Annotated in this window: 20 protein-coding genes; 5 read left to right on the top strand and 15 right to left on the bottom strand. The window is 59.2% G+C overall.

Going from position 1 to position 21,644, the window contains the following annotated elements; translation table 11 throughout:
- Window positions 1–13: 13 nt before the first annotated feature.
- On the top strand, window positions 14–532 hold the full coding sequence (secB, locus tag PAF20_RS15130; protein ID WP_271071422.1) for a protein-export chaperone SecB: 519 nt from the start codon (window positions 14–16) through the stop codon (window positions 530–532).
- A gap of 42 nt (window positions 533–574) precedes the next feature.
- Window positions 575–1,138 carry an HD family hydrolase gene (locus PAF20_RS15125; protein ID WP_271071421.1) on the top strand — a complete coding sequence of 188 codons (564 nt, stop codon included), beginning with the start codon at window positions 575–577 and terminating at the stop codon, window positions 1,136–1,138.
- 47 nt (window positions 1,139–1,185) lie between these two features.
- On the opposite strand, the gene PAF20_RS15120 is transcribed toward PAF20_RS15125, so the two are convergent.
- The 3 genes from PAF20_RS15120 to PAF20_RS15110 form a co-directional block, all read right to left on the bottom strand.
- Complete coding sequence (locus PAF20_RS15120; RefSeq protein ID WP_271071420.1) at window positions 1,186–1,497, bottom strand: H-NS histone family protein; 312 nt, start codon at window positions 1,495–1,497, stop codon at window positions 1,186–1,188.
- Between the two features lie 82 nt (window positions 1,498–1,579).
- A complete protein-coding gene (locus PAF20_RS15115) occupies window positions 1,580–2,140 on the bottom strand; it encodes an ActR/PrrA/RegA family redox response regulator transcription factor (protein ID WP_271071419.1) in 561 nt (186 codons plus the stop codon).
- A gap of 60 nt (window positions 2,141–2,200) precedes the next feature.
- Entirely contained in the window at window positions 2,201–2,845 is a 645-nt protein-coding gene (locus PAF20_RS15110) for an SCO family protein (RefSeq protein WP_271071418.1), read from the bottom strand.
- 87 nt (window positions 2,846–2,932) lie between these two features.
- Here PAF20_RS15110 and PAF20_RS15105 point away from each other — a divergent pair, with 87 nt between their 5' ends.
- A complete protein-coding gene (locus PAF20_RS15105; protein WP_271071417.1) occupies window positions 2,933–4,267 on the top strand; it encodes an ActS/PrrB/RegB family redox-sensitive histidine kinase in 1,335 nt (444 codons plus the stop codon).
- A gap of 70 nt (window positions 4,268–4,337) precedes the next feature.
- A complete protein-coding gene (locus PAF20_RS15100) occupies window positions 4,338–5,918 on the top strand; it encodes a PAS-domain containing protein (protein WP_271071416.1) in 1,581 nt (526 codons plus the stop codon).
- On the opposite strand, the gene PAF20_RS15095 is transcribed toward PAF20_RS15100, so the two are convergent.
- From PAF20_RS15095 to hslV, 3 genes are all read right to left on the bottom strand, one after another.
- Window positions 5,915–6,115 (bottom strand): PLD nuclease N-terminal domain-containing protein, encoded by a 201-nt coding sequence (locus PAF20_RS15095; RefSeq protein ID WP_271071415.1) that lies wholly within the window; start codon window positions 6,113–6,115, stop codon window positions 5,915–5,917. The two genes, PAF20_RS15100 and PAF20_RS15095, sit on opposite strands and share 4 nt — an antisense overlap.
- 140 nt (window positions 6,116–6,255) lie before the next feature.
- Window positions 6,256–7,557 (bottom strand): ATP-dependent protease ATPase subunit HslU, encoded by a 1,302-nt coding sequence (gene hslU / locus PAF20_RS15090; protein WP_271071414.1) that lies wholly within the window; start codon window positions 7,555–7,557, stop codon window positions 6,256–6,258.
- A 48-nt stretch (window positions 7,558–7,605) separates the two neighbouring features.
- Entirely contained in the window at window positions 7,606–8,163 is a 558-nt protein-coding gene (hslV, locus tag PAF20_RS15085) for an ATP-dependent protease subunit HslV (protein ID WP_271071413.1), read from the bottom strand.
- A gap of 128 nt (window positions 8,164–8,291) precedes the next feature.
- On the opposite strand from hslV, the gene PAF20_RS15080 reads away from it, so the two are divergent.
- Complete coding sequence (locus PAF20_RS15080; RefSeq protein ID WP_271071412.1) at window positions 8,292–9,140, top strand: hypothetical protein; 849 nt, start codon at window positions 8,292–8,294, stop codon at window positions 9,138–9,140.
- Between the two features lie 31 nt (window positions 9,141–9,171).
- Here PAF20_RS15080 and trxA read toward each other — a convergent pair whose 3' ends face one another.
- From trxA to PAF20_RS15030, 9 genes are all read right to left on the bottom strand, one after another.
- Window positions 9,172–9,492: a thioredoxin gene (gene trxA / locus PAF20_RS15075; RefSeq protein ID WP_271071411.1), complete on the bottom strand. Its 321-nt coding sequence runs from the start codon at window positions 9,490–9,492 to the stop codon at window positions 9,172–9,174.
- Between the two features lie 57 nt (window positions 9,493–9,549).
- Window positions 9,550–12,927, bottom strand: coding sequence for a double-strand break repair helicase AddA (addA, locus tag PAF20_RS15070; protein WP_271071410.1), 3,378 nt, complete (start codon window positions 12,925–12,927; stop codon window positions 9,550–9,552).
- A complete protein-coding gene (gene addB, locus PAF20_RS15065) occupies window positions 12,920–15,874 on the bottom strand; it encodes a double-strand break repair protein AddB (RefSeq protein WP_271071409.1) in 2,955 nt (984 codons plus the stop codon). Before addB ends, addA begins: the two co-directional genes overlap by 8 nt.
- A complete protein-coding gene (locus PAF20_RS15060; protein WP_271071408.1) occupies window positions 15,864–16,544 on the bottom strand; it encodes a nucleotidyltransferase family protein in 681 nt (226 codons plus the stop codon). Before PAF20_RS15060 ends, addB begins: the two co-directional genes overlap by 11 nt.
- The gene (tsaE, locus tag PAF20_RS15055) at window positions 16,532–17,962 is read right to left on the bottom strand and encodes a tRNA (adenosine(37)-N6)-threonylcarbamoyltransferase complex ATPase subunit type 1 TsaE (protein WP_353620598.1); all 1,431 of its coding nucleotides are present in this window, start codon (window positions 17,960–17,962) and stop codon (window positions 16,532–16,534) included. Before tsaE ends, PAF20_RS15060 begins: the two co-directional genes overlap by 13 nt.
- On the bottom strand, window positions 17,944–19,002 hold the full coding sequence (locus PAF20_RS15045) for an aldo/keto reductase (RefSeq protein ID WP_271071407.1): 1,059 nt from the start codon (window positions 19,000–19,002) through the stop codon (window positions 17,944–17,946). The genes tsaE and PAF20_RS15045 overlap by 19 nt, the downstream gene beginning before the upstream one ends.
- A 61-nt stretch (window positions 19,003–19,063) precedes the next feature.
- Entirely contained in the window at window positions 19,064–20,839 is a 1,776-nt protein-coding gene (locus PAF20_RS15040) for a sensor histidine kinase (RefSeq protein ID WP_271071406.1), read from the bottom strand.
- Window positions 20,840–20,852: 13 nt separating this feature from the next.
- Complete coding sequence (locus PAF20_RS15035) at window positions 20,853–21,443, bottom strand: RNA polymerase sigma factor (protein ID WP_271071405.1); 591 nt, start codon at window positions 21,441–21,443, stop codon at window positions 20,853–20,855.
- 3 nt (window positions 21,444–21,446) lie between these two features.
- Window positions 21,447–21,593, bottom strand: coding sequence for a NepR family anti-sigma factor (locus PAF20_RS15030; protein WP_271071404.1), 147 nt, complete (start codon window positions 21,591–21,593; stop codon window positions 21,447–21,449).
- Window positions 21,594–21,644: the final 51 nt, after the last annotated feature.

Below are 21,644 nucleotides of genomic sequence, written 5' to 3'. Positions count from 1 at the left end.
GAAAGGATCACAAATGACCGATGAAAATACAAACCCGAACAGCAGTGCAGAAGCCCAGCCCACGCCGCAGCCGCCGCGCATGCAGATTCTGGCCCAGTTCATCCGTGACCTTTCCTTCGAAAATATTGTTGCGCAAAAGGGTCTGAACACGGCAGAAGTGAAGCCTGAAATTGGCGTTCAGGTCAGCATCGACGCGCGCAAGCGCAGTGCCGACAATCAGTATGAGGTGATCACGAAGTTCAAGGTTGCCTCGAAAAACACTGTAAACGAATCCAACCTGTTCCTGTGTGAGCTGGAATATGGCGGGGTTTTTCAGGTCGAAGGCGTGCCGGAGGATCAGCTTCACCCGTTCCTGATGATCGAATGTCCCCGGATGCTGTTCCCCTTCATCCGCCGCGTGATCAGCGACATCACCCGCGATGGTGGCTTCCCGCCGGTTAACCTGGACCCCGTCGATTTCGTGGCGCTGTACCGTCAGGAACTCGCCCGCCGCGCGCAGGCCGAAAAGCCTGCCGACGCGCCGGTTTCGTAAGAACCCACCTTGCCCCCCCGCACGAAAAGAGCCTGGCAGCGTATGCTGTCAGGCCGGCGGCTTGATCTTCTTGATCCGACGCCGGTCGATGTTGAAATCGAAGATATCGCCCACGGCCTGGCCTTTGTCGCCAGGTGGAACGGTCAGACGCACGGCGACTGGCCATATTCCGTTGCCGAGCACAGCCTTCTGGTCGAAGAGGCTTTCGGTCGCATATCGCCTGACCAGCCCGCAAAGTGGCGCCTTGCCGCGCTGTTGCACGACGCGCCCGAATATGTGCTGGGTGATATGATTTCGCCGGTGAAAGGCGCGTTGGGGCGGGAATATGTCGAAATGGACGCCCGTATTGCGGAGGCAGTCCATAGGCGGTTCGGACTGCCCGCGAAAATCCCGCTTTCCGTTAAAAGGTTAATCAAACAGGCAGATCATGTTTCTGCCTGGCTTGAAGCAATTGAGATAGCGGGTTTCGCCGAGAAAGAGGCACGGGGAATTTTTAAAAACCCCAAGCCAGAGCATTGCGCGGGATTAAAGATTTGCCTTCGACCACCGATGGAGGCACGCAAAGCCTATCTGAATAGATTCAATGATCTGATACGTTTAGTTTAAATTATTCGCCGCCTGAAAGCGGGCCCGTCTTGGCTGCTGTGAAAGCTTTAAATTTCCAAGTCGCTCAGCGTCTTTCCCGAATTCAGTGCAGCCTGAATCCAATGCGGACGACGGCCACGACCGGTCCAGGTCTGCGTTCCATCATCTGGATTCATATACTTAGGCGCAATTTTTCCACCGCGACGGCTTTGTTTCGCGCCGGTAAGCTCGTTTAACGAGAACCCATGTTCACGTGCAGCTTCTTCGATTGCAGCCATTGCTTCGCGCCGCCGCCGCTCCTCGAAACCGGCGATGGAACGGTCAACCCGATTACGCAGCTCCAAAAGCTCTTTTAGCGACATATTATTCAAATCAAGCATAGACGTCTCCACATTTCGCTCGAAGAAGAAAGAAATATGATAACCGCCCGGTAAGTGTCAATTTAATTAAATGTTAGTCTAATCAGCGTGGGCTTCTTTTTGCCAAAATACGCTGTAATGTCCGACGATGCATATGTAAACGCCGCGCTGTTTCGCTGACATTACGGTCGCATTGTTCATAAACACGTTGAATATGTTCCCATTTTACGCGATCTGCCGACATCGGGTTTTCGGGCGGCGGTGGCAAGAATTCGCCGGTTTGCAGAAGCGCAGATACCACATCGTTGGCATCAGCCGGTTTCGAAAGGTAATCCGTTGCGCCCAGTTTCACCGCTGCAACCGCGGTTGCGATTGCGCCATAGCCCGTAAGCACAACTATTCTTGCATCAGGACGCGCTTCGCGCAGCGCCTCGACCAAATCAAGCCCGCTGCCGTCTTCCAGCCGTAGATCGACTACTGCATAGGCAGCAGGTGCCTCTTTCGTCGCGGAAATGGCATCTGAAACCGAATATGCAACGCGAGGGACAAAACCACGTCGTTCCATAGCTCGGGAGAGCCGATTAACAAATATCTCATCATCGTCGACCAAAAGCAATGTACGGTCGGCGCCGATTTCGATCTTGCCACGGTCTGCGTCTGCCATCGGTCTCTCCAACTGCGATGCGCGTGTTTTATGCGCATGGCAAGTCAGACGCAAATCCGGTTAGCCAGCGTTGACGAAACAGGCCGTCTGTTCGGCCATGGCTTCTGGTGTAACGTCACGGTTGAAGAATTCCATCGTGCCATACTCCGGTAGCACCAGATAGGTCATTGTCGTATGGCTGACAGGATAATCGTCGCTGCCATCGTCCTGGACCTGATAAGCGACCCGCCAGGCCTTCGCGGCTGCCGCGATGTCATCTTCGGTACCTGTAAGGCCGATCATTTTCTCGTGAATATTGAAGGTATAGTGATCCATTACCTCCGGCGTATCCCGGTTTGGATCGACGGTCACAAAAACGGCCTGAGCGTCGATTCCCTGTTCGTCCAGAAGATCAAGCGCTTCGGCATTTCGGGAATTATCAAAAGGACAAATATCCGGGCAATATGAATAGCCAAAGTAGAGCAGCGAGGGTTTGGTAAATACGTCGGCTTCGGTAACTCTTTCGCCATTCTCGTTTGTTAGCTCAAACGATCCGCCAAGCGCCGCAGTTCCGCCCGCAACAACGCTTGTCCGGCAGGACGCAAACTGATCCGAATTTGCTGCGTCAGCGTCATTTCCGCTGCGCGACGACATCCAGGTTGCACCGCCGGTCAACAAAGCCAGCGCCGCCACCGTTCCAATAATCAGCAATTTTTTGTCGTTCATGGCCATTCCGGTTTCGGGTTCGCTGCATTGATCGCGCAAAGCGCACCCTATATCAACAGGACCAGATGCCGCATCGCAAGGATCAGAATGCCGCAGGGTTTGCAACTTGCCGCCACCCTCTCGACCGATCCGGGCCGCCGGGCAGAGCCGATCCGCCGCCGCACGCTGGTTCTGCTTCGATGGATCGCGCTTGGCGGCCAGCTTTTCGCAATCATCATTGCGCGGATGATGGAGGTCGAGTTTGCAACTGTGCCCGCGTTGCTTGTCGTCGCAATAGCCGCCGCGCTGAACCTGTGGATGACGGCAATGCCATCGCGCGTGACCCAAACTAGCGCAGCGTGGCAGCTTGTTTTTGATCTGCTGCAGATTTCTGTGCTCGTCGCGTTAACCGGCGGGCTATCGAACCCTTTCGCACTTCTGGTGCTTGCTCCGGTCACAATCGCGGCAACCGCATTGGGTGACCGTCAGACCATTCTTGTCGGGCTTGCAACCATCATCATGATTTCCGCCGCAGCATGGTTTGCGGCACCTTTGCAACATCCCACGCTTGACCTTGCGATGCCGCCCATTTTGCAGGGTGCCCATCTTGTCGCTATTTTGATCGGCGTGGTCTTTTTTGCGGTATACGCACGAAGGGTGTCAACTGAGCTCGCGACCACCTCGGATGCGCTTTCTGCGACACAGATAGCGTTGGCGCGGGAGCAAAAGCTTCAGCATCTGGGAGGTGTGGTTGCGGCAGCCGCGCACGAGATGGGCACACCGCTTGCGACGATAAAGTTGATCGCGTCAGAGCTGCGTGATGAGCTTCAAGAGGCCCTGCCGTATCGAACAGACCTGGCAGAGGATGCGGCGACGCTCACCCAATCGGCAGATCGGTGCCGGGACATCATGCGTTCGATGGGACGGGCGGGAAAGGACGACCTGAAACTTCATGCGGCGCCGCTGCGAACCGTTCTTGAGGAGGCGGCAGAGCCCCATACAAATCGTGGTATCGGTGTTGAGATCTTGCTTCTGGACGAGATCGCCCAACCAACGATCCGCCGCGATCCCGGAGTAATTCACGGACTGCGGAACATAATACAGAACGGTGTTGATTTTGCGCATAGCAAGGTCATCGTAAGCGCGTCATGGACCGAAACGGAACTGCGCATCGCCATCACCGATAACGGGCCGGGATATCCACAGGCGATGCTCAGCCAATTGTCAGATCCTTTTCCGATCACCCGACGCAGTGACAGGCGGCCAAGCTATGACGGAATGGGCCTTGGTCTTTTCATCGCTCGCGCATTGCTGGAAGGAAGCGGTGCACGTCTGATCTTAACCAACGGTGCTGAGGGAGCGAAAGCGGATATCGTCTGGCCGTTGGCAAGAATAATTGCCGACGACCGGCAGCCGCTCAGCGCAAATCCGTATATTTCCTGAGCCCGTTAACCAGTTTTTAACCTGTCGTGGGGTTAGCTGAGCGTGAGTCGGAACATTTGAATGGCTATTCATGATCCCGCACGTTTCCATTTGGCTGGTTCTGGCTGGCGGCGCGTTGTTCGCGCTGCTCATTGCCCTTTGCATTCGCTATGTCGAAAGGTCGAAAAGATCAGAGCTTTTGGAAGGCGGCCTGGTGGAGCCTTGCGTCTTCCTTTACCGCGAAGACCGGTTGATCGACGCTACCGCGCCAGCACGACGCATCCTTGACGGTTGTTCGGGCGATGATCTTCCCGCGCTGAAAATATGGTTGGCGGAGCGTTTTTCTGATCTGCAAAAGCTGGAAGAGGTTGCCCAATTCGGCGGGGACGCAACCCTGACAGGCAAGACCGCCAGCGACGCGATAGAGATCCGGTTGCAGGCCGAGGAAACTCTGGACGGTGCGCTTCGCCTGACGCTCATTCTGCCGCAAAGCGGTTCGGCGGGCATGGTGGTCGATGCATTGTCGCAGCAGGCCATGGAGGAGGAGCTGTCGCAGCTGCGCGGCATCGTAGAATCCGCACCGATCCCAATCACACGACGCGGTCGGGATGGCGAGATTGTCTGGGCAAACTCGACCTATCTCGAAGCCGCGCTTCAGGCGGACCCGTCGGCTGTGCCATGGCCATTACCGGATATTCTGGCGGGCCACAGCGACGCAGCGGACGCCGATGAACACCACCGTTCAACGATTCAATCCGGCGAGGCTGTCCATTGGTTCAGATGTCACAAGCGAAGCGCACCAAATGGCGAAATCACCTATGCTTTACCCATCGACAGCGAGGTTCAGGCTGAGAGGAACCTTCGCGACTTCCTGCAAACACTGACCAAGACATTCGCGGATATCCCCATCGGCCTGGCGATATTCGACGAAGAGCGGCGATTGCAACTATTCAACCCCGCTTTGATCGACCTGACCGGGCTGCCGGCAGCATTCCTGACGGCGCGCCCATCGCTTTACAGCATGCTCGACCAGATGCGAGAACTGCGCATGGTTCCCGAACCAAGGGATTACAGGTCGTGGCGAAAGCAGATGACAACGCTCGAATCAGCCGCTTCGGCCGGTTTGCATGTCGAGACCTGGACATTGCCCGGCGGGCGAACCTACCGCGTCACCGGAAGGCCGCATCCGAACGGCGCTGTCGCATTTCTGATGGAGGACATGACCTCTGAAGTGACGCTCACCCGCAAGTTCAGGGCGGAACTGACGCTTGGCGCTCAGGTTCTCGACGGGATCGAGCAGGGGCTGATTGTGTTTAATGCCGTCGGGCAGGTCGTAATGACCAACGCTGCCTATACATCGCTGTGGGGAGAGCCGCCCGAACGCATGCCCGACGCATTGCAAGTGTGGCAAGGCGACTGGCAGGAAGCGCCCGGTCTGGACGAATTGCGCCTGTCGTTGACGAGCGAAGATCTTCAACAGAAGGCTCGTGGTGTGATGTTTGGCCCCGACGGACAAGGCGCTGTGGCCTGGTCAGTCACTGCGCTGCGCGGCGGCAAGCGGATGGTGCGCTTTACAAAGCAGGAAAGCACACAACGGGTCGATCAGCCCCCTAGGGAACTGGCAGCAAAAGAAAGCGATTCAGTTCAGTGGCAGGACGATCGGTGGGCCTAGCGCGGCGGTGATACGTTCGCCTTCGGCCCCATAAAATACCATGCGATCAGGCCGATAACGGGCAGGAACGCCACGACCAGAACCCAGATGATCTTATTGGTTCTTTCCGCACCAGAGTTAATGATCTGTGCGATTGCCCAGACATCAAGTGCAAAAATTACAATCCCGATCAGGCCGTTGAACATATTGAGCTGCATTGCGCTCTCCGCAGACATTACTTTGCTTCATCACGTCAACGAGCCGGGCCCGCGACAGGTTCCGCACCTGCGCCGCTATTTCGCAAAAGGCCTGATCGTCAGCGATTTATTCAACTGGCGATCAGGCTACCGACTTCGACTTAAAGAACGTAGCGCGACAAATCGGCGGACCGGGACAGATCACCCAAATGCTTTTCAACGAAAGCGGCATCGACCGTGACGCTCTGTCCGTTCTGATCGGGCGCGGTGAAGGAAAGCTCCTCGAACACGCGCTCGATAACTGTGTAAAGACGGCGGGCGCCTATGTTTTCGACATTGGTATTTACCTCTGCCGCGATTCGGGCGAGCGAGGCGATACCATCCTCGGCAAAGGTGACAGTCACGCCTTCGGTGCCCAGAAGTGCCGTATACTGCCGGGTCAGCGCATTGTCCGTCTCTGTCAGGATGCGCACAAAGTCCTCTTCGGTAAGCGCACGCAATTCGACACGGATCGGAAGTCGCCCCTGCAATTCGGGCAAAAGGTCCGAAGGCTTCGCGACATGGAAAGCACCCGACGCGATGAACAGGATATGATCGGTCTTGACCGGACCATATTTCGTGCTGACGGTCGTGCCTTCGATCAGCGGCAGCAGATCGCGCTGCACGCCTTCGCGGCTGACATCCGCACCCCGCGCATCGGCGCGGGCGGAAACCTTGTCGATCTCATCTATAAAGACGATGCCGTTTTCCTGAACCGATTCCAGTGCGGCAGCCTTTACCGCCTCATCATCCAGCAGCTTGTCGGCCTCTTCCGCGATCAGCAATTCATAGCTTTCGGCGACGGTTACCTTACGTTTCACGCGACGCCCGCCGAAAGCCTTCATCAGCCCTGACAGGTCCATCATCCCCATGCCGCCCTGCTGGCCCGGCAGATCCATCATGCCAAGCGGGTTGGAGTTATCCTGAACCTCGATTTCGATCATCGTATCGTCCAGCTCTCCCCGCTTCAGCTTGTCGCGGAACATGTTGCGGGTCTGGTCGCGCGCGCCCTCGCCGGCAAGAACGGCGATCACACGATCCTCTGCCGCCTGATGGGCGCGGGCTTTAACATCCTCGCGCATCGTCTCGCGCGTTTCGATCATTGCAGCATCGGTCAGGTCGCGGATGATCTGTTCGACATCGCGCCCGACATAGCCGACTTCGGTGAACTTCGTCGCCTCAACCTTCACGAAGGGGGCATGGGCCAGCTTTGCAAGGCGCCTGCTGATTTCCGTTTTACCCACCCCCGTCGGGCCTATCATCAGGATATTCTTCGGATAAACCTCATCGCGCAGGTCATCCGAAAGCTGACGACGACGCCAGCGGTTGCGCAGCGCCACGGCAACGGCACGCTTGGCGTCTTTCTGGCCGATGATGAAACGATCAAGCTCGGATACGATCTCGCGCGGGGTCAGTTCAGTCATGATATCTCTTTTCAATTTCGCTGAATGGTCCTGGCCGGTCTTAGGCGCTTACGCTTCGAGTATTTCGACCGTCAGCTTGCCATTGGTGTAAACGCAAATGTCAGCGGCGATGGCCATCGCCTTGCGGGCGACCTCTTCAGCCCCGAGCTCTGTTTCCAGAAGTCCGCGCGCGGCGGCCAAGGCAAAGTTCCCGCCCGATCCGATGGCGGCAATGTCATGCTCTGGCTCCAGCACGTCGCCAGCGCCCGTCACGACGTAAAGCTGCGAGCCGTCCGTCACGATCAGCATGGCTTCAAGGTTGCGCAGATACTTGTCGGTCCGCCAGTCCTTCGCAAGCTCCACACAGGCGCGCTGCAACTGACCCGGAGCGGATTCCAGCTTCTTTTCCAACCGCTCCAGCAGGGTAAAGGCATCGGCGGTCGATCCGGCAAAACCCACCACGACGTCGCGACCACCGGGCGAAAGCCTGCGCACCTTCCGCGCGGTCCCTTTCATCACGGTCTGCCCGACGCTGACCTGACCGTCACCCGCCACGACGACCTTACCGCCGCGCTTTACGGCCAGAATTGTGGTGCCATGCCAGCCGGGGAATTTGTCATCCGCCATCATATTCTCCTTTGTTGCTGGTCAGATAGGTGTCTGAAATCTTGCCCGCAAGCCATTGCCGGAAGCAATTCCAAAGCATAACGTTACGCATGGTCGAAAGAATCCTGCGAATTCATCTTGATACGGAAATGGCAAAGCGTGCTAAGGCAGGCCATTTCAATTTTCTGGACAAGATCTGTTCCGCCGTCTCACGCCGCGGCTGGCTGTTCGAAATTGCGCCAGAAACGGACCTGCCGCCCGAACGCTATGTCTACGCCCTGCATCATATGAGCGGGCCGCAGCATAAGCGGGTCAAAATATTTCGCCGAACCTATTACTACCCCTTCTGGCATATTGAGATTGACCAGCAACGATGGCGTTGGGATGTGGTGAAGGCCGCGTTCCGCCCCAACCAGATCGACGCAGAGGAAGCGCGTGCATTCATCCACCATCTGCGCGCCAAGAACCTTCCGGGAATATCTCCCACCGAGCCCACCCATGTGCTGATACCGCTTCAGACGCGGTTGAACGAAACCCGGTCATTCCAGACAATGAGCCCGCTTCAGATGGTGGAATCGGTCGCGAATACGGGCAAACGGTGCATAGCCACCCTGCATCCAAATGGTGATTATTCGTCGCTGGAGCTGGCAGAGCTGGAGCAATTGGCGCGGCGCTATCCGAACCTGATGATAGGTGGCGACAGCAGGCAATTGCTTGCCGGGGCGGAATATGTGGCGACCCAGAACAGCTCTGTCGCAATGGACGCCTATCTGCTGGCGCGTCCGGTCGTGCTGTTTGCACAGATCGACTTTCACCACATCGCCCTGAACGTCGCGGAGATCGGCGTTGAGAAAGCCTTGCAAAACGCGCCCAAACACAAGGCGCATTACGCAAAGTACCTGTTCTGGCTGCTGCGCGAACAGGCCATTGACGCGATGGCACCCACTGCCGAACTGCGAATTCTCAACGCATTGAAAAAGGGCGGCTGGCCAATCTGACCGCCGCCCCAGATCTCATGCACTGTCAGGATCAGACGTTTTCGTCGATCCACGCTTTCAGCGCGGCCTTGGGTGCTGCGCCGATCTTGTTAGAGATGACTTTGCCATCCTTGAACATGAACAGTGCAGGAATGCCGCGAACGCCCATCGATGCGGGGCTTTCAGGGTTTTCATCCACGTTGACCTTAACGATCTTCACCTTGCCTTCATATTCGCTCGAAAGCTCTTCCAGCGAAGGGCCGATCTGTTTGCACGGGCCGCACCATTCTGCCCAGAAGTCGACGATAACTGGTTTGTCGGACTTGATCACCTCGGCGTCGAACTGGGCGTCGGTAACGGGTTGAGTGGCCATGACGGACTCTCCTGAATGGCTTGCCGGACGCACCGGCGGGAAAAGGTTAAACTAGAGCTAAGTAGCCTGCGGCACGGGGTCAAGGGCAGCAAGCGCGCGGTCAAGCAAAGCATGCGGCAGCCACATTAACTGTCGCAACGAGGTCCACAGAACGCCGACCTCTACTGATCTGTCGGGATAAAGCGGGGCGATGGCCGCGCGGTAGACAGCCATTTGGCGCAAAATTCCTTCGGGTGTTTTGTCAGCTATGTCTGGAACAGTCGCATTCGATTTGTAGTCGATGATGACAACGCGATCCGGCGCGACAATCAGCCTGTCGATAATTCCCCTGACCGGCCCGAACGTCCCTACGTTTACCACGGTTTCGACTTCGCTAAGCACCGTCGCACCATCAGGGACCGCAAAAACCTCTGCCAGATCGGGCGCGTCCAGCACCGCCGTCGCCTCGTAAATCAACCTGTCCAGCATAACGGAGTCGGGCAAGCCGCCCTCACCCCCGGCCAGCAGATCGCGGCTACGGTCTGTCCACTCATCGCGGGATAAATCCGGCAAGTTTTCCAGCAGCAGATGGAGGCGCGTGCCAAACAGCATGGCAGCGTGGGGGTCGTCACCGTCAGGCCCCGGCAGTGCCTTCGCCCCACCAAGTGCAGATGCCGTCTTTTGCGGGCTTCGCCTTGGTTGTTCGGGCGGATAGGTCCACAGCCACGGCGCATCCTGCTTTACCGTATCCTGAACCGGCTTGCGTTCGGCGGCCTGCGGCCAATCGCCAAAGCTATAGCGCGTGACGGGGCCAAGCCCGCCTTCGAAGGTCGACTTGTCCAGATCCGCGCGCGCCACGCCTTCGCGGATCATCGAATACCAGCTTTCGTCACCCGCCCCCACGTCGCCGGCCGAAGCGACGATCAGCCAGCTTTCCGCGCGGGTCATCGCGACATAAAGCAGCCGCTTGCGTTCTTCCGCGTCCAGCCGCGCGGCTTCTTCGACTTCGGCTTGTGCGAAGTCCGGGCGTTCCCCACTGCGTCCGGACAGCATCGGTATGCCATCCTTGGGCCGCAGCAGTTCGGGCGGCCGGTATGACCGGCGCTTGTGTGTGTCGGGCAGAATAACGACCGGACTTTCCAGACCTTTGGAACCATGAACGGTCATCACCCGTATCAGACCGGCACCGGAACCCGGCTGGCGCCTGACCTCGACATCGTCGGCCGACAGCCACACCAGAAAGCCGGTCAGGGACGGAACCTCTGTCCGTTCATAGGCAAGCGCCTGCGTCAGCAGTTCGTCAATGCCATCTTCCGCCTCAGGGCCCAGACGGGCCAGCAAACGTTCCCGCCCGCCATGCCGCCCAAGCAAGCGAGAAATCAGCTCGAATGGCCGCAGCTGCGAATTGTCGATCATATCGCCCAGCAACTCGCGGGCCTCCTGATGATCCGACGCCCGCAGACGAGCCCACAGGTATTCGCGCGGCTTCCGGCCATGTGCCAGGCGGAACAGCGCGTCTTCATCCAGCCCGATCAGCGGTGATCGCAACAGGGCGGCCAGTGAAAGATCATCTTCCGGCGTGGCAAGAAAGTTCAGCATCGCCCGAATGTCCTGAACGGCAAGTTCTGCCGCCAGCTTCAGCCTGTCAGCGCCCGCAACCGGAAGGTCCGCGGCCTTCGATGCCCGGATGATCTCTCCGAACAAGGCTGTCTGCCGCCCTTGCACAAGGATCAGAATGTCGCCTGCATCCAGCGGACGCACGCCGTCGCGCGTCATGATCGACGTGCCAGAGACGGGATCGAGCATCCCCTTAAGCTGACGCGCGATCTCCTCTGCCAGCAGTGTCGGCGCGGCATCGGGGGCAAGCTGGTCGACCGGATCCTCCCACGCTGTTTCATCGGGATCGTCAGCCGGTGCGATTTCGGGCCAGATATCCACCCGTCCCGGACGCTCGCCAAGAAAGGCCCGGTGATGGCTGGCCTGACCAAGGCCCTTGCCTGCATCATCTGCAAAGGTGGCATCGACCGCCGACAAAATGGCGGGCGAAGAGCGGAACGAAAACTTAAGATCAAGCCGCTGCATCGGCCGCTCGACGGCGGCAAACGCGCTTGAAAACTCGTCGCGACGCGACTCGAAAACGGCAATATCCGCACCCTGGAAGGAATAGATCGACTGTTTCGGATCGCCGACCACAAAAAGCGTGCGCAGCCTGTCCGACTGCCCCGCCGTAAATTCCGCCGTCAGGTGCTCGATCACCCGCCACTGTTCGGGCGAGGTATCCTGCGCCTCATCCACAAGGATATGGTCGATACCGCCATCCAGCCTGAACAGGACCCACTGCGCCATCGCCGCATCTGACAACAGCGCCCCTGCCCGCGTGATCAGATCGTCGAAATCCAACCAACCCGCCGCAGCCTTTCGCTGCTGATAGCGGCGCGAAAACGCTCGCCCGAAACGAAACAGGGCAGCGGAACGGTTGACGAAATCAAGTGCGATACGCTGCGGGCGGGTCTCTGTCACTCGGGAAATCAACTCATCAAACTGATCCATAAATGGGGCACAGGTGCCCTCTCGCAGCGCCCTTGTGGGGATTTTGCCGATCTTTGGGCCGAACGGGTTCCCGGCACCCGACCCGAACAGAAGCGCGCCTTCCAGCGTCGCCAGGCCAGCCATGTCCGGCGCATTCCAATTGACGCTTTGCAGCTTTCGGGCAAGGTCGATATCCGTCTTGCCGCCCGTCGCCAAAGCACCGATGAAAGAGCCGATCCAAGCCCCTTCATCGCCCTCAAAAACCTCGGCCAGCAAGGCACGCTCTGTCAGGCCCGCGCGCAAGCCGCTTGCCTCGCGAAGCTTCGCCTCTGCGTCGTCGGGCAACACACCGCGCGACAATTGCGCAAGCAGCGTATCCAGCCGCTCGCCCGAGTGTATCGCCGTAATGTCCCGGATTTCCGGCACGTTTTCTGCTGCCATTTCCTGCAGGATTTCATCGCGCAACAGGCTGGCCGATCTGTCATCCAGTTCGGCGAAACCATGCGGAACGCCTGCCTCTAACGGGAAACGGCGCAGCAACGCGGCGCAGAAGCTGTGGATCGTCTGAACCTTCAGCCCGCCCGGAGTCTCGATCGCAAGTGCAAACAGGCGTCGCGCCGATGCAAGGTCCGGTACCCCCGATACGCCCAGTTCCGCCAAGGCTTTCGCCAATGCCTCGTCAGGAAGCATCGCCCATTCGCCCAGGCGTTTCAGCAGGCGGTTCTGCATCTCTGTCGCTGCGGCTTTGGTGTAGGTCAGGCACAAAACCCGCTCTGGCCGGGTGCCTTCCAGCAGAAGCCGCGCAACGCGATCGGTCAGAACCCGCGTCTTGCCGGAACCCGCATTGGCCGTCAGCCAGGTTGATTTCGCAGGATCTGCCGCCGTGATCTGGCGAAGGGTCGCGTCATCTGCGGGCCGCTTAGTCATGATCACCGACCTTGATTTTGACCGGTGCATCACCGACACCCCATTCGCCATAGCGGGACAGGTGGTCATAATCGCTGCTGTCTGCAGCCTTTTGCATCGCACGCCGTGCCGTGAAGCCCTGCCCGCCCTGCAAATAGTGCTTGGCGAGGATCACAAATCTCGCCCATGTCTCCTGCGCGTCTTCTGGCGAAAACTTCCGCGGATGCGTGGCACCCTCACCGCCAAGCTGGATATAGCTGACGCCTTCCACACCCACCGGCCCAAGCGCGGGAAACGCCCCCATCTGCACCATCGCGGCTTCCAGCATCAATTGCTTGTCGAAATGCGCCATCTGCTTCTCGGTGGGTGGCGGACCCGATTTATAGTCATAAACATGCGCCGAGGCCCCGCCATCCAGACGGTCAATCCGATCAGGTTTGGCCGTCAGGTGCAGGTTCAGGCCCGGCACGGGAATGCGATGTGTCGCCTCGACCACCAATGGGGCGCCACGTTGCAGACGCCTGTATTCATCACGGGTGACCTGGTCGGCGATCTTTTCCATCCGCGCCTGCCAAAAAGCCCGCGCCGCAGGCCACGGCACCTGATCTTCCAGCACTGTCCGCGTGGTCTGCACAAAGCGCTCGCGCAGTTCTTCAAGCGATATGTCAGCGGCAGGGGGCGGTGTCAGCAATGCCTCGGCAACCTCGTGCAGAACCTGACCGCGAAGCTGCGCGCCCGGTTCTGGCCGCAGCGGGTCCAGCGGGCGCAGGTTCAGCACCTTCGCGGCGTAAACCGCATAGGGGTCGCGTATCAGGGTTTTGACCTGTGTCACCGATATTGTGTCAAAGGCGGGTGCAGGGGGAACGGGCGCAGGGCGTGGTGCCGGTTCGATCGCAAAGCGGGGCTGCGCAAGCTGGCGGGCAAGCGAAATCCACCGATCGCCCCTTTCGCGCATTGCCGTCAGGGCCTGTGGACCGGAGCGTTCTGGCAAACCGCTCATCAGATTCGTCAGCCTGTTCAGCCAGCGTGACGGAATGGTTTCCGCGTCGGCATCGCGCCTCGCCCGGCTCAGAACAACCTGTGGCGCGGCGATGGCCTGCTGAAAATCATGCGCCGACAGACCGATCTGACGCTCTGGCAGCGTAAGCCCGGCCTCGGCCCGCATGGCGCGGGACAACCACGGGTCGGGCGGAAGGGCCTGCGGCCAGCTGCCTTCGTTCAGCCCAGCGAGGATGATGATTGCACCATCAGAAAGGTTTGCCTCTGTCCGGGCCTCTCGTGGGCCACAGGCACGGATCAGCAGATTTTCGCGGCCACGCACGCGCACCGCCTGAGCAGCCAGTCGGCTGTCGATCAAGCTGGCGTAATCGCGCGGATCCATCGGCTGGGCGAGTTCGGAATGATCGGAAAGGTGCCGCATCGCGGATTCCGCAGCATATCCTGCCGGACCATTCCACAGAGCCGAATTTTCAACCTTGCCGCCCGGCCCCGCCGCCAGCAGGCCGGCCAGCCGCAAATGGTCCGCCATACGATCCGGCACCGGCCGTTCACCGCAATCATCTTCCCATTCTTCGGTCAGTCTGAGGATGCTGGAAAGCCAACCGACCCAAACCTTGCGGTTATCATCACCCTTTTCAGCCCATTTCTGCAAACTGGTCGCGTCGGGAAAAGCTGGCCCGTTCCGGCGCAGTTCCAGCTCCAGCTCACGCGTTTGCCGCAGCGACTCTCCGTGGCCGTTCTCGTTTCCGGTTGCCGTGATCGGTTGTTTCAGCAACACCAGAAGCATGTCGATGCCGAGCTTTTGCCCAAAGACCGATGCGACATGGCGCAGGAACAGCCCCTGAGGCGAAAGCTGCACCGGTTGGCCCGCGCTGTCATCTATCGCCAGGTTCCAACGGTCAAGTGCGGCGTCTACACGGCGAACGATGCCCCGGTCCGCTGCGAACAGACGGACCGGCTGACCACGGGTCATCGCATCGCGAATAAGAACAGCGATGGCATCTGCTTCCTCTTGCGGTTGATCGGCCTCGATCAGGCTAAGACCGGCAGTGGGTTCCATCAGGTCAGGCAGTTCCGGCCCCTCTGCAATCCACTGATCCGTCACCGGCGCGGGACGCAAAGCCAGCGACACCAGTTCGTTGCGACGGTTTTCCGGGGTTTTGGCCCAGGGACGAACGCCTTTACCGCGAAGCGCCGCCAGCCTTGCCTGCGGATGATCGTCAGCATCGCTTATAATTGACGACCAGACCTCCTCCGGCTGCGCAAAGTCATATCCGGGCAGAACCACCGCACCCAAAGGCTGCATCGCCAAAGCTTTCAGGAACATCCGCGTCGCCCCGTGCGAACCGGTTGATCCCACTGCCACAACAGGTGCTGACGGAACATCTTTCCCCTGCTGCCATGCCTCTGACAGTATCTCTGCCATCCGGCGTTGCCGCGCGGGTCCGTCGACCGGCGGATCGGTCAGGTAGAATCCAGCCGCAATCCGCAAAAAGGCAAGCGAGCGCTGCCAATGCGCCGCATGTTCCCTGATGTCGATCTTTGAAAGGCTTTCGATATCGCAGCCCTCGGTCTGCATCTCGCCCATCAGCATCGCCAGCGATTCCGACAGCGCAGGAATGGACTGGCCTGCACCCAGCGATGGCTCACGTTCCAGCAGGTGGGCAACCAGCCGACCCAGTTGCAGCGTTCGAGCCAACGAAGAAGCGGGCTGACCCGGAAGATCGGCACCCAGATCGGTCACCATCCTGAGCCGTGGCAACAAAACGGGCCCATGCGCCGCCGCATATTCATCAAATGCCGCGCGCAGACTGACCATTGTGCGACCGGCATTCACATAGACAGTGATCGCAGCCAGTGCTTCGGGGGGCTTGCCAGCCGTCCGCGCCATCAGCCCCTCGACGACACCGCGGCAGAAATCGGCGCCCGGTGGCAGCGCGAATGTTCCATTGTCCCAGTCAGACCACATGTTCGGCCAACATCGCCTCTGCCAATGGGATCGTTTCCGGGCGGCCAAGGTCGCACCAACCGCCGGGATGGGTGACACCGTAAGCGCGGTTATCCCCGATCAGAAGGTCCCAAAGCTTGTTTAGAGAGAATGTCTCGTCACTTATTTCGGCCAGCCGTTCAGTCTTGAGCATATGGCAACCGGCATAGACGAAATCACCCTTGCGACTGATGCGGCCAGTGTGATCAAGGCTGAAATCACCCGGCCCGATCCGACCGCGGGCACGGTCATGCGGCACCAGCATCAACAGCGCATCCATCCGCTGCGGGTCCCAGGCCATCTGCAGCGCCGACAACGGATTCGGGCCGGTCCAGATGACATCCGGGTTCAGCGTCATCACAGGACCATCGCCCAACAACGGCAAGGCCTTGCGCAAGCCGCCGCCCGTTTCCAGAAGCAGATCCGCCTCATCCGAAATGCCGATGCCGCTACCGGAAAGGTGATCGTGGATTTGCTGGCCCAGATAATGCGTATTCACCACCATCTTCGAAACACCTGCATCGCGGCCCATGTCAATCGCCCGATCCAGCAAGCTTTTCCCCTCAACCTCGATAAGCGGCTTCGGCACTGTATCGGTCAGGGGCGCCATGCGCGTTCCCTTGCCTGCGGCAAAGATCATCAGCGGCGGCATTGCGAACCAATCCTTTCAATCGTAGCGGCGTCGGGCGGCGGCATCTGTTCGATCAGCGCGGAGAGTTCTGTCAGTTCCGGCGCCTGCAACTCTCGCTGTATCAGGGACCAGACATGGGGCATGAACTGAAGGTAGCGCGATTTTCCCTCGACCAGACAAAGGCGCGTGAAGATGCCCATGATGCGCAGATTGCGTTGCACCCCCAACAGCGCAAAGGCCGCGCGGAACCTGTCTGCATTCAGTCCCGTGTCCTGCATAAAGCGCGTGATCGCAGCCTGTTCGACTTCGGGCGGAATTTCACGTCGCGCATCATGCAGAACGGAAACCAGATCATAAGCCGGATGCGTCTCGACGGCGTCCTGAAAATCCAGCAGGCCAAGACGGTCATCCGGGGTCAGGATGATGTTTTCCGCGTGAAAATCCCGCAGACCCGTTACGGGCGGCAGATCGGCGCACAGGTCGGCGTGAAGTCGGGCGATGGCCGGCGCGATTTCATCTGCTGCCGCCTGCACCTCTACCCCAGCCCCCGCCGCCTTCGGATACCACTCGGCAAACATGCCCACCTGACGCGCCATCTCAGGCCCGTCCAGAACCCTGACGCCGGGTGCAGGTGGAAAACTGGCGAGCCGCGCCAGCAGGGCCGCGATACGGTGATAGAGGTCACCCGCCCTATCAGGCGATGTCTCTATCACGCGGGCGATCTGTGCGTCGCCAAAGTCTTCCAGCAGGGCAAGACCGACGGCCTTATCAGTTGCAATCACCTTCGGCACGTCAAAGCCGCGCTGCGAAAGCCAGTCGGTCATCGCCAGATAGCGCAGCAGCGTGTCTGCGTCCGAATCCATCAATACAGCGGTGTCGTTTCCGCGCTTCAGCCGGAAATAGCGCCGGGCGGACGCGTCACCCGCCAGAAATGATACCTCTGCATCGGCCCAACCCGCAGATTGCGCAAAAACCGCCCGTTCCCCTGCACGCCGCATCCGCGCCCAGGTGATGGCGTCACCCTCTGCCTCGATACGCCGAAAATCAGGGTTTTCATGCGACCGAAATCGCAGCTTCAGGGCGTTTTCCACTGGCGCCATCCGGTCGGGCCATTCGATCAAAGCTATAGCGTCCGGCATCGCATCCAGCAGGCCAAGTTCTTCAACTTCCGCAACATCACTCAGCCGGTAAAGATCGGCGTGCCATATCGGCGGTTCGCCATCATATGTTTGCACCAGCGTGAATGTCGGGCTTGGAACTTCCTCTGCCGGGCTTTCAAGCCGTGCGCGGATCAGGGCGCGGGCGAAATGCGACTTGCCTGCGCCCACCGGGCCGTCCAGTAAAATCGTATCGCCTGCGCGCAAATCGGGCGCAAGCGCACGGGCAAACGCGGTCGTCAGTTCCGCATCGCCCGTCAGAGTCAATAGGGCTGCGGCCATGCGCGGTTCAGATCATCAATGGCGGATTTAAGATCGTCCGTGATTGTCGCCTCCAGCCCAGGAAGCTGGTGTTCAAGCTGCGCCGCAGAAGTCGCGCCAAGGATCGGAATGACCGGGAACGGACGTGTCCGCAGCCACGCAAGTGCCATGTGAATCGGGTCAATGCCCGACATCTGCGCCAATTGGTGATAGCTGTCCACGGCCTTATGCGCCCGCTCGGTCATACGGCCGCCCAGATTGCCCGCGCCGCCCGCAGCGATATCGACCGCCGCGCGGCTTCCCTCTGGCACGGCGCCGCCCTGATACTTTCCTGTCAGCAAGCCAGCAGCCAACGGCGAATAGGCCAGCAAGGTCACGCCCTCATTCACTGCAACCTCGGCCAGATCGGTGTCATACAGGCGGTTGAGCAGCGAATATTCGTTCTGGATAGCGGCCACGCGCGGCGCGTGCAGTCTTTCGGCGGTATCGATCCAGCGGGTCGTGCCCCAAGCGGTTTCATTCGACAAGCCGAAGGAACGGATCTTTCCAGCCTGCACAGCATCGGCAAGTGCACGCAGCACCTCGCCCATATGGTCGATATTTTCCTGCCGACGCTGATCCGATGGATCGTAGTGCCAGCTTTGGCGAAAGGCGTAACTGCCGCGCATCGGCCAGTGGATCTGGTACAGGTCGATCATATCGGTCTGCAGTCGCTTCAGCGAGGCATCAATCGTGCGGGCGATGATCTTGCCATCATAGCCCTCTCCATCGCGGACGACGCTGCCATTGCCCGTGACCTTGGTTGCGATTTCGATGTCGTCGCGGCGGCCGGTTCTGGCGATCCAACTGCCGATGATCTCCTCTGACCGGCCCGCCGTTTCCTTGCGGACCGGGTTGACCGGATACATCTCTGCGCAGTCAAGGAAAGTGATGCCAGCATCAAGCGCCAGATCAATTTGCTGATGCGCATCCACTTCGTCGGTCTGATTGCCGAAGGTCATCGTTCCCAGGCAAAAAGAGCTTACTTCGACATCGCTTTGGCCAAGCTTTTCGCGTTCCATGCCGTCTCCTGTCATTTTGGCGGGAAGCTACCTGCTGCCGGGACCGATGGAAAGCCCGGAGCTAGTGCTGCGCCCCGCCGCGGGCAGCCGACGTCAGGACGACGGTGCGATCATCAACGGGCAATGGCCTGATCGGCTCTATCCGGAACAGCATTGAAAAGACAAACTCCGTTTCGCTTGTCTTGATGTCGGCCTCTGATTCAAGCTGCATCGCAAAAGCCTCGATCAACTGGCTGCCCAGACCTGTGCCTTCGTGGTGGGGCTGGTCTTCGCCCATAGAGTTTGCGACTTCCAGCCGGGCCATTTCCTCGCCCTCATGGGTCAGATGCACGCGTACCCAGGGACGATCATGCCCTTTTGGCGTCCCCGCATACTTCAGAGCATTGGTAAATGCCTCCGTCGTCAGCAAGGTCAGCGGAACGGCCTGATCCGGCGGCAAAATAAGCGGCGCAAGTTCCGTTTCTATATCCAGCCGACGGTCCGGGCCGATTGTGGCGCGCGTCATCTGGTTGATGATTTCAGACATCAGCCTGTCAGCCTGAACGGATTCCAGATGCTCTGCCTGATACAGATTTTTGTAAATAGAGGCGAGCGCGGCCACCCGGTCCTGAACCGAACGCAAGGTGCGCTTGGCATCGGCGTCCTCAATCACACGGCCCTGCATCGAGATGATCGAGGCGATAAGCTGAAGGTTGTTCTTGACGCGGTGATGAACCTCTTTCAGCAGCACCGTCTTATCGTCAATCGCGGCTTCAAGTGCGGCCTCATCCCTGTTCAGGATCCGGACCATATTATGGAACGTCCGCGAAACATCGGCGATCTCGGTCGGGGCATCTTCCATAATACGCGGGGGCGCGGCCCTGTCACCGACTGCAAAGCGGCGCATCTGGCCGCGCAATTCCCGAACATGGCGCAGAACAAGCCGGTAGACCGCGTAATACGCAACGCCAAGCGACACGGCCCACAGGGCAATCGCAAACAGAACCGCTGTCAGCTTGGTCACACGATAACCCTGAACGCCCGCTTCCGTCGGGCTGTAGCTACCCAGTGCATAGACCAGCCCCGGCACGACCGATACGACAGCGAAAACCCGCTGCTCTCCGGTTTCGGTGATGTCGGTGAAGGTCGTTTCAGCCCGGACGATAAGGTCTTCCAACGTCTGACCACGCGGCAAGGCACCGCTGATATCTTCCATCACGCCATCATCCGCCGACAGAATATCGCCGTCAGAGTTGAACGTGATCGTCCGTGCCCCTGCGCTGCCATAGATGGAGCTGTGCGTGGATTGCAGCAGTTCCTGCGACAGGGACACGGCGACATATCCCAGCAACTCGCGGTCGCGGTAGAGCGGCTGGCCCACAACAACAACCTCTTGCCCGCTTACGGCACCGCGACGCATCGGCACGACCATCGTGGTGGGATTTGCCACAAAGTGTTCATATGCTGCAAAGCCCGTCAGATCGCGCGTTTCTTCGCCCGAATTACAGAACGTGATGCCGTCAAGCTGAACAAATCCCGCATAGACATAGGTCGCGCCCCGCTCGGCAAAGCTTTTGAGCATCCGAGAACACGCTTCGGGATTTTCGATATCCCGCAAAACAGCCGGTCCAAGGGCGTCGGCCGTGCCAAGCGCACTTTGGAACAAGGCACGCTCACCCGCAGCGGCAGCGCCCGTCCGCCCGACAATGGCAGTTTCGGCTGATCGTTCCGCCTCACCGGACAGATATAGCGTCTGAATAAGCGACATCAGACCGATGGGCAGAATCGCCACCGAAAGAAGCGCAGCAAGCCGAAAGCCGAGACCCTTGGCAAATTGGTAAGTCTCGGTCAGCCACATGCGCCAGCCTGCCTCAACGCATAACGGGCGAGTTCGCAGCCATCGCGGCAAGCGTCGCGCGATCGGTCATCTCAAGCTCCTCGCCATCTTCAAGCTGAAGCAGTTCGGCAAGGCGGCGGCGCCCCCGATTGGCACGCGACTTTACCGTGCCGACTGCCACGCCGGTCATGTTCGCGGCTTCCTCATAAGAAAAGCCGGATGCGCCAACCAGAATCAGCGCCTCGCGCTGTTCGTCCGGAAGCTGGGCGAATGCCGCGCGGAAGTCAGTCATCGCCAGCCGCCCGTCATGTTCAGGCCGCGTCGCAAGACGAGCTGCGTGGACGCCATCAGCATCCGAAACCTCGCGTTTCGTTTTACGGCGGGCAGAATAAAAGGTGTTCCGCAGAATCGTGAAAAGCCATGCACGAAGATTCGTGCCGGGCTGGAACTTGTCCATATTGGTCCATGCTTTGACGATGGTGTCCTGCACAAGGTCGTCGGCGGATGCGCCGTCACGGGTCAGCGAGAGGGCAAAGGCGCGCAGCGCGGGCAGATGGTCAACCAACTCGTCGCGCGGAGATGCGCCAGACGAACCGGTCTGGGTGCGTTTCGCTTTGTCTGACATGGGTTACTCCTGCTCGCGCAGCTGTTTCAGCAGGTCAAGGAAGCGATCCGGCACCTCTTCCTTGGCGTCCTCCTGGTAGACCCGCTTAAGGTTTTCGTCGATCTGCTTTTCCAGAGCGGCTTTTTTTCGCTCGTCCCGCTTGGTGACCATATTATGTTTAATCCCGACTGACTTGTGCGCATCCCGCTCAACCGATAGATC

This window comes from Paracoccus albus (assembly GCF_027913035.1).
GTDB lineage: Bacteria > Pseudomonadota > Alphaproteobacteria > Rhodobacterales > Rhodobacteraceae > Paracoccus > Paracoccus albus.
Note: the sequence above shows the minus strand (reverse complement) of the source record. Positions and strands in the feature narration are given on the sequence as shown.

Excerpts from the sequence above, each read along its gene's own strand:
- PAF20_RS15035 (WP_271071405.1), bottom strand. The coding sequence starts at position 21,443 with ATGTCAGACAAAGCGAAACGCACCCAGACCGGTTCGTCTGGCGCATCT.
- PAF20_RS15125 (WP_271071421.1), top strand. The coding sequence starts at position 575 with ATGCTGTCAGGCCGGCGGCTTGATCTTCTTGATCCGACGCCGGTCGAT.
- addB (WP_271071409.1), bottom strand. The coding sequence starts at position 15,874 with ATGTGGTCTGACTGGGACAATGGAACATTCGCGCTGCCACCGGGCGCC.
- PAF20_RS15115 (WP_271071419.1), bottom strand. The coding sequence starts at position 2,140 with ATGGCAGACGCAGACCGTGGCAAGATCGAAATCGGCGCCGACCGTACA.
- PAF20_RS15045 (WP_271071407.1), bottom strand. The coding sequence starts at position 19,002 with ATGGAACGCGAAAAGCTTGGCCAAAGCGATGTCGAAGTAAGCTCTTTT.
- addA (WP_271071410.1), bottom strand. The coding sequence starts at position 12,927 with ATGACTAAGCGGCCCGCAGATGACGCGACCCTTCGCCAGATCACGGCG.
- PAF20_RS15080 (WP_271071412.1), top strand. The coding sequence starts at position 8,292 with ATGGCAAAGCGTGCTAAGGCAGGCCATTTCAATTTTCTGGACAAGATC.
- PAF20_RS15060 (WP_271071408.1), bottom strand. The coding sequence starts at position 16,544 with ATGCCGCCGCTGATGATCTTTGCCGCAGGCAAGGGAACGCGCATGGCG.
- hslV (WP_271071413.1), bottom strand. The coding sequence starts at position 8,163 with ATGGCGGATGACAAATTCCCCGGCTGGCATGGCACCACAATTCTGGCC.
- PAF20_RS15095 (WP_271071415.1), bottom strand. The coding sequence starts at position 6,115 with ATGCAGCTCAATATGTTCAACGGCCTGATCGGGATTGTAATTTTTGCA.
- PAF20_RS15040 (WP_271071406.1), bottom strand. The coding sequence starts at position 20,839 with ATGTGGCTGACCGAGACTTACCAATTTGCCAAGGGTCTCGGCTTTCGG.
- PAF20_RS15100 (WP_271071416.1), top strand. The coding sequence starts at position 4,338 with ATGATCCCGCACGTTTCCATTTGGCTGGTTCTGGCTGGCGGCGCGTTG.
- trxA (WP_271071411.1), bottom strand. The coding sequence starts at position 9,492 with ATGGCCACTCAACCCGTTACCGACGCCCAGTTCGACGCCGAGGTGATC.
- tsaE (WP_353620598.1), bottom strand. The coding sequence starts at position 17,962 with ATGGCCGCAGCCCTATTGACTCTGACGGGCGATGCGGAACTGACGACC.
- hslU (WP_271071414.1), bottom strand. The coding sequence starts at position 7,557 with ATGACTGAACTGACCCCGCGCGAGATCGTATCCGAGCTTGATCGTTTC.
- PAF20_RS15030 (WP_271071404.1), bottom strand. The coding sequence starts at position 21,593 with ATGGTCACCAAGCGGGACGAGCGAAAAAAAGCCGCTCTGGAAAAGCAG.
- PAF20_RS15105 (WP_271071417.1), top strand. The coding sequence starts at position 2,933 with ATGCCGCAGGGTTTGCAACTTGCCGCCACCCTCTCGACCGATCCGGGC.
- PAF20_RS15120 (WP_271071420.1), bottom strand. The coding sequence starts at position 1,497 with ATGCTTGATTTGAATAATATGTCGCTAAAAGAGCTTTTGGAGCTGCGT.
- PAF20_RS15110 (WP_271071418.1), bottom strand. The coding sequence starts at position 2,845 with ATGAACGACAAAAAATTGCTGATTATTGGAACGGTGGCGGCGCTGGCT.
- secB (WP_271071422.1), top strand. The coding sequence starts at position 14 with ATGACCGATGAAAATACAAACCCGAACAGCAGTGCAGAAGCCCAGCCC.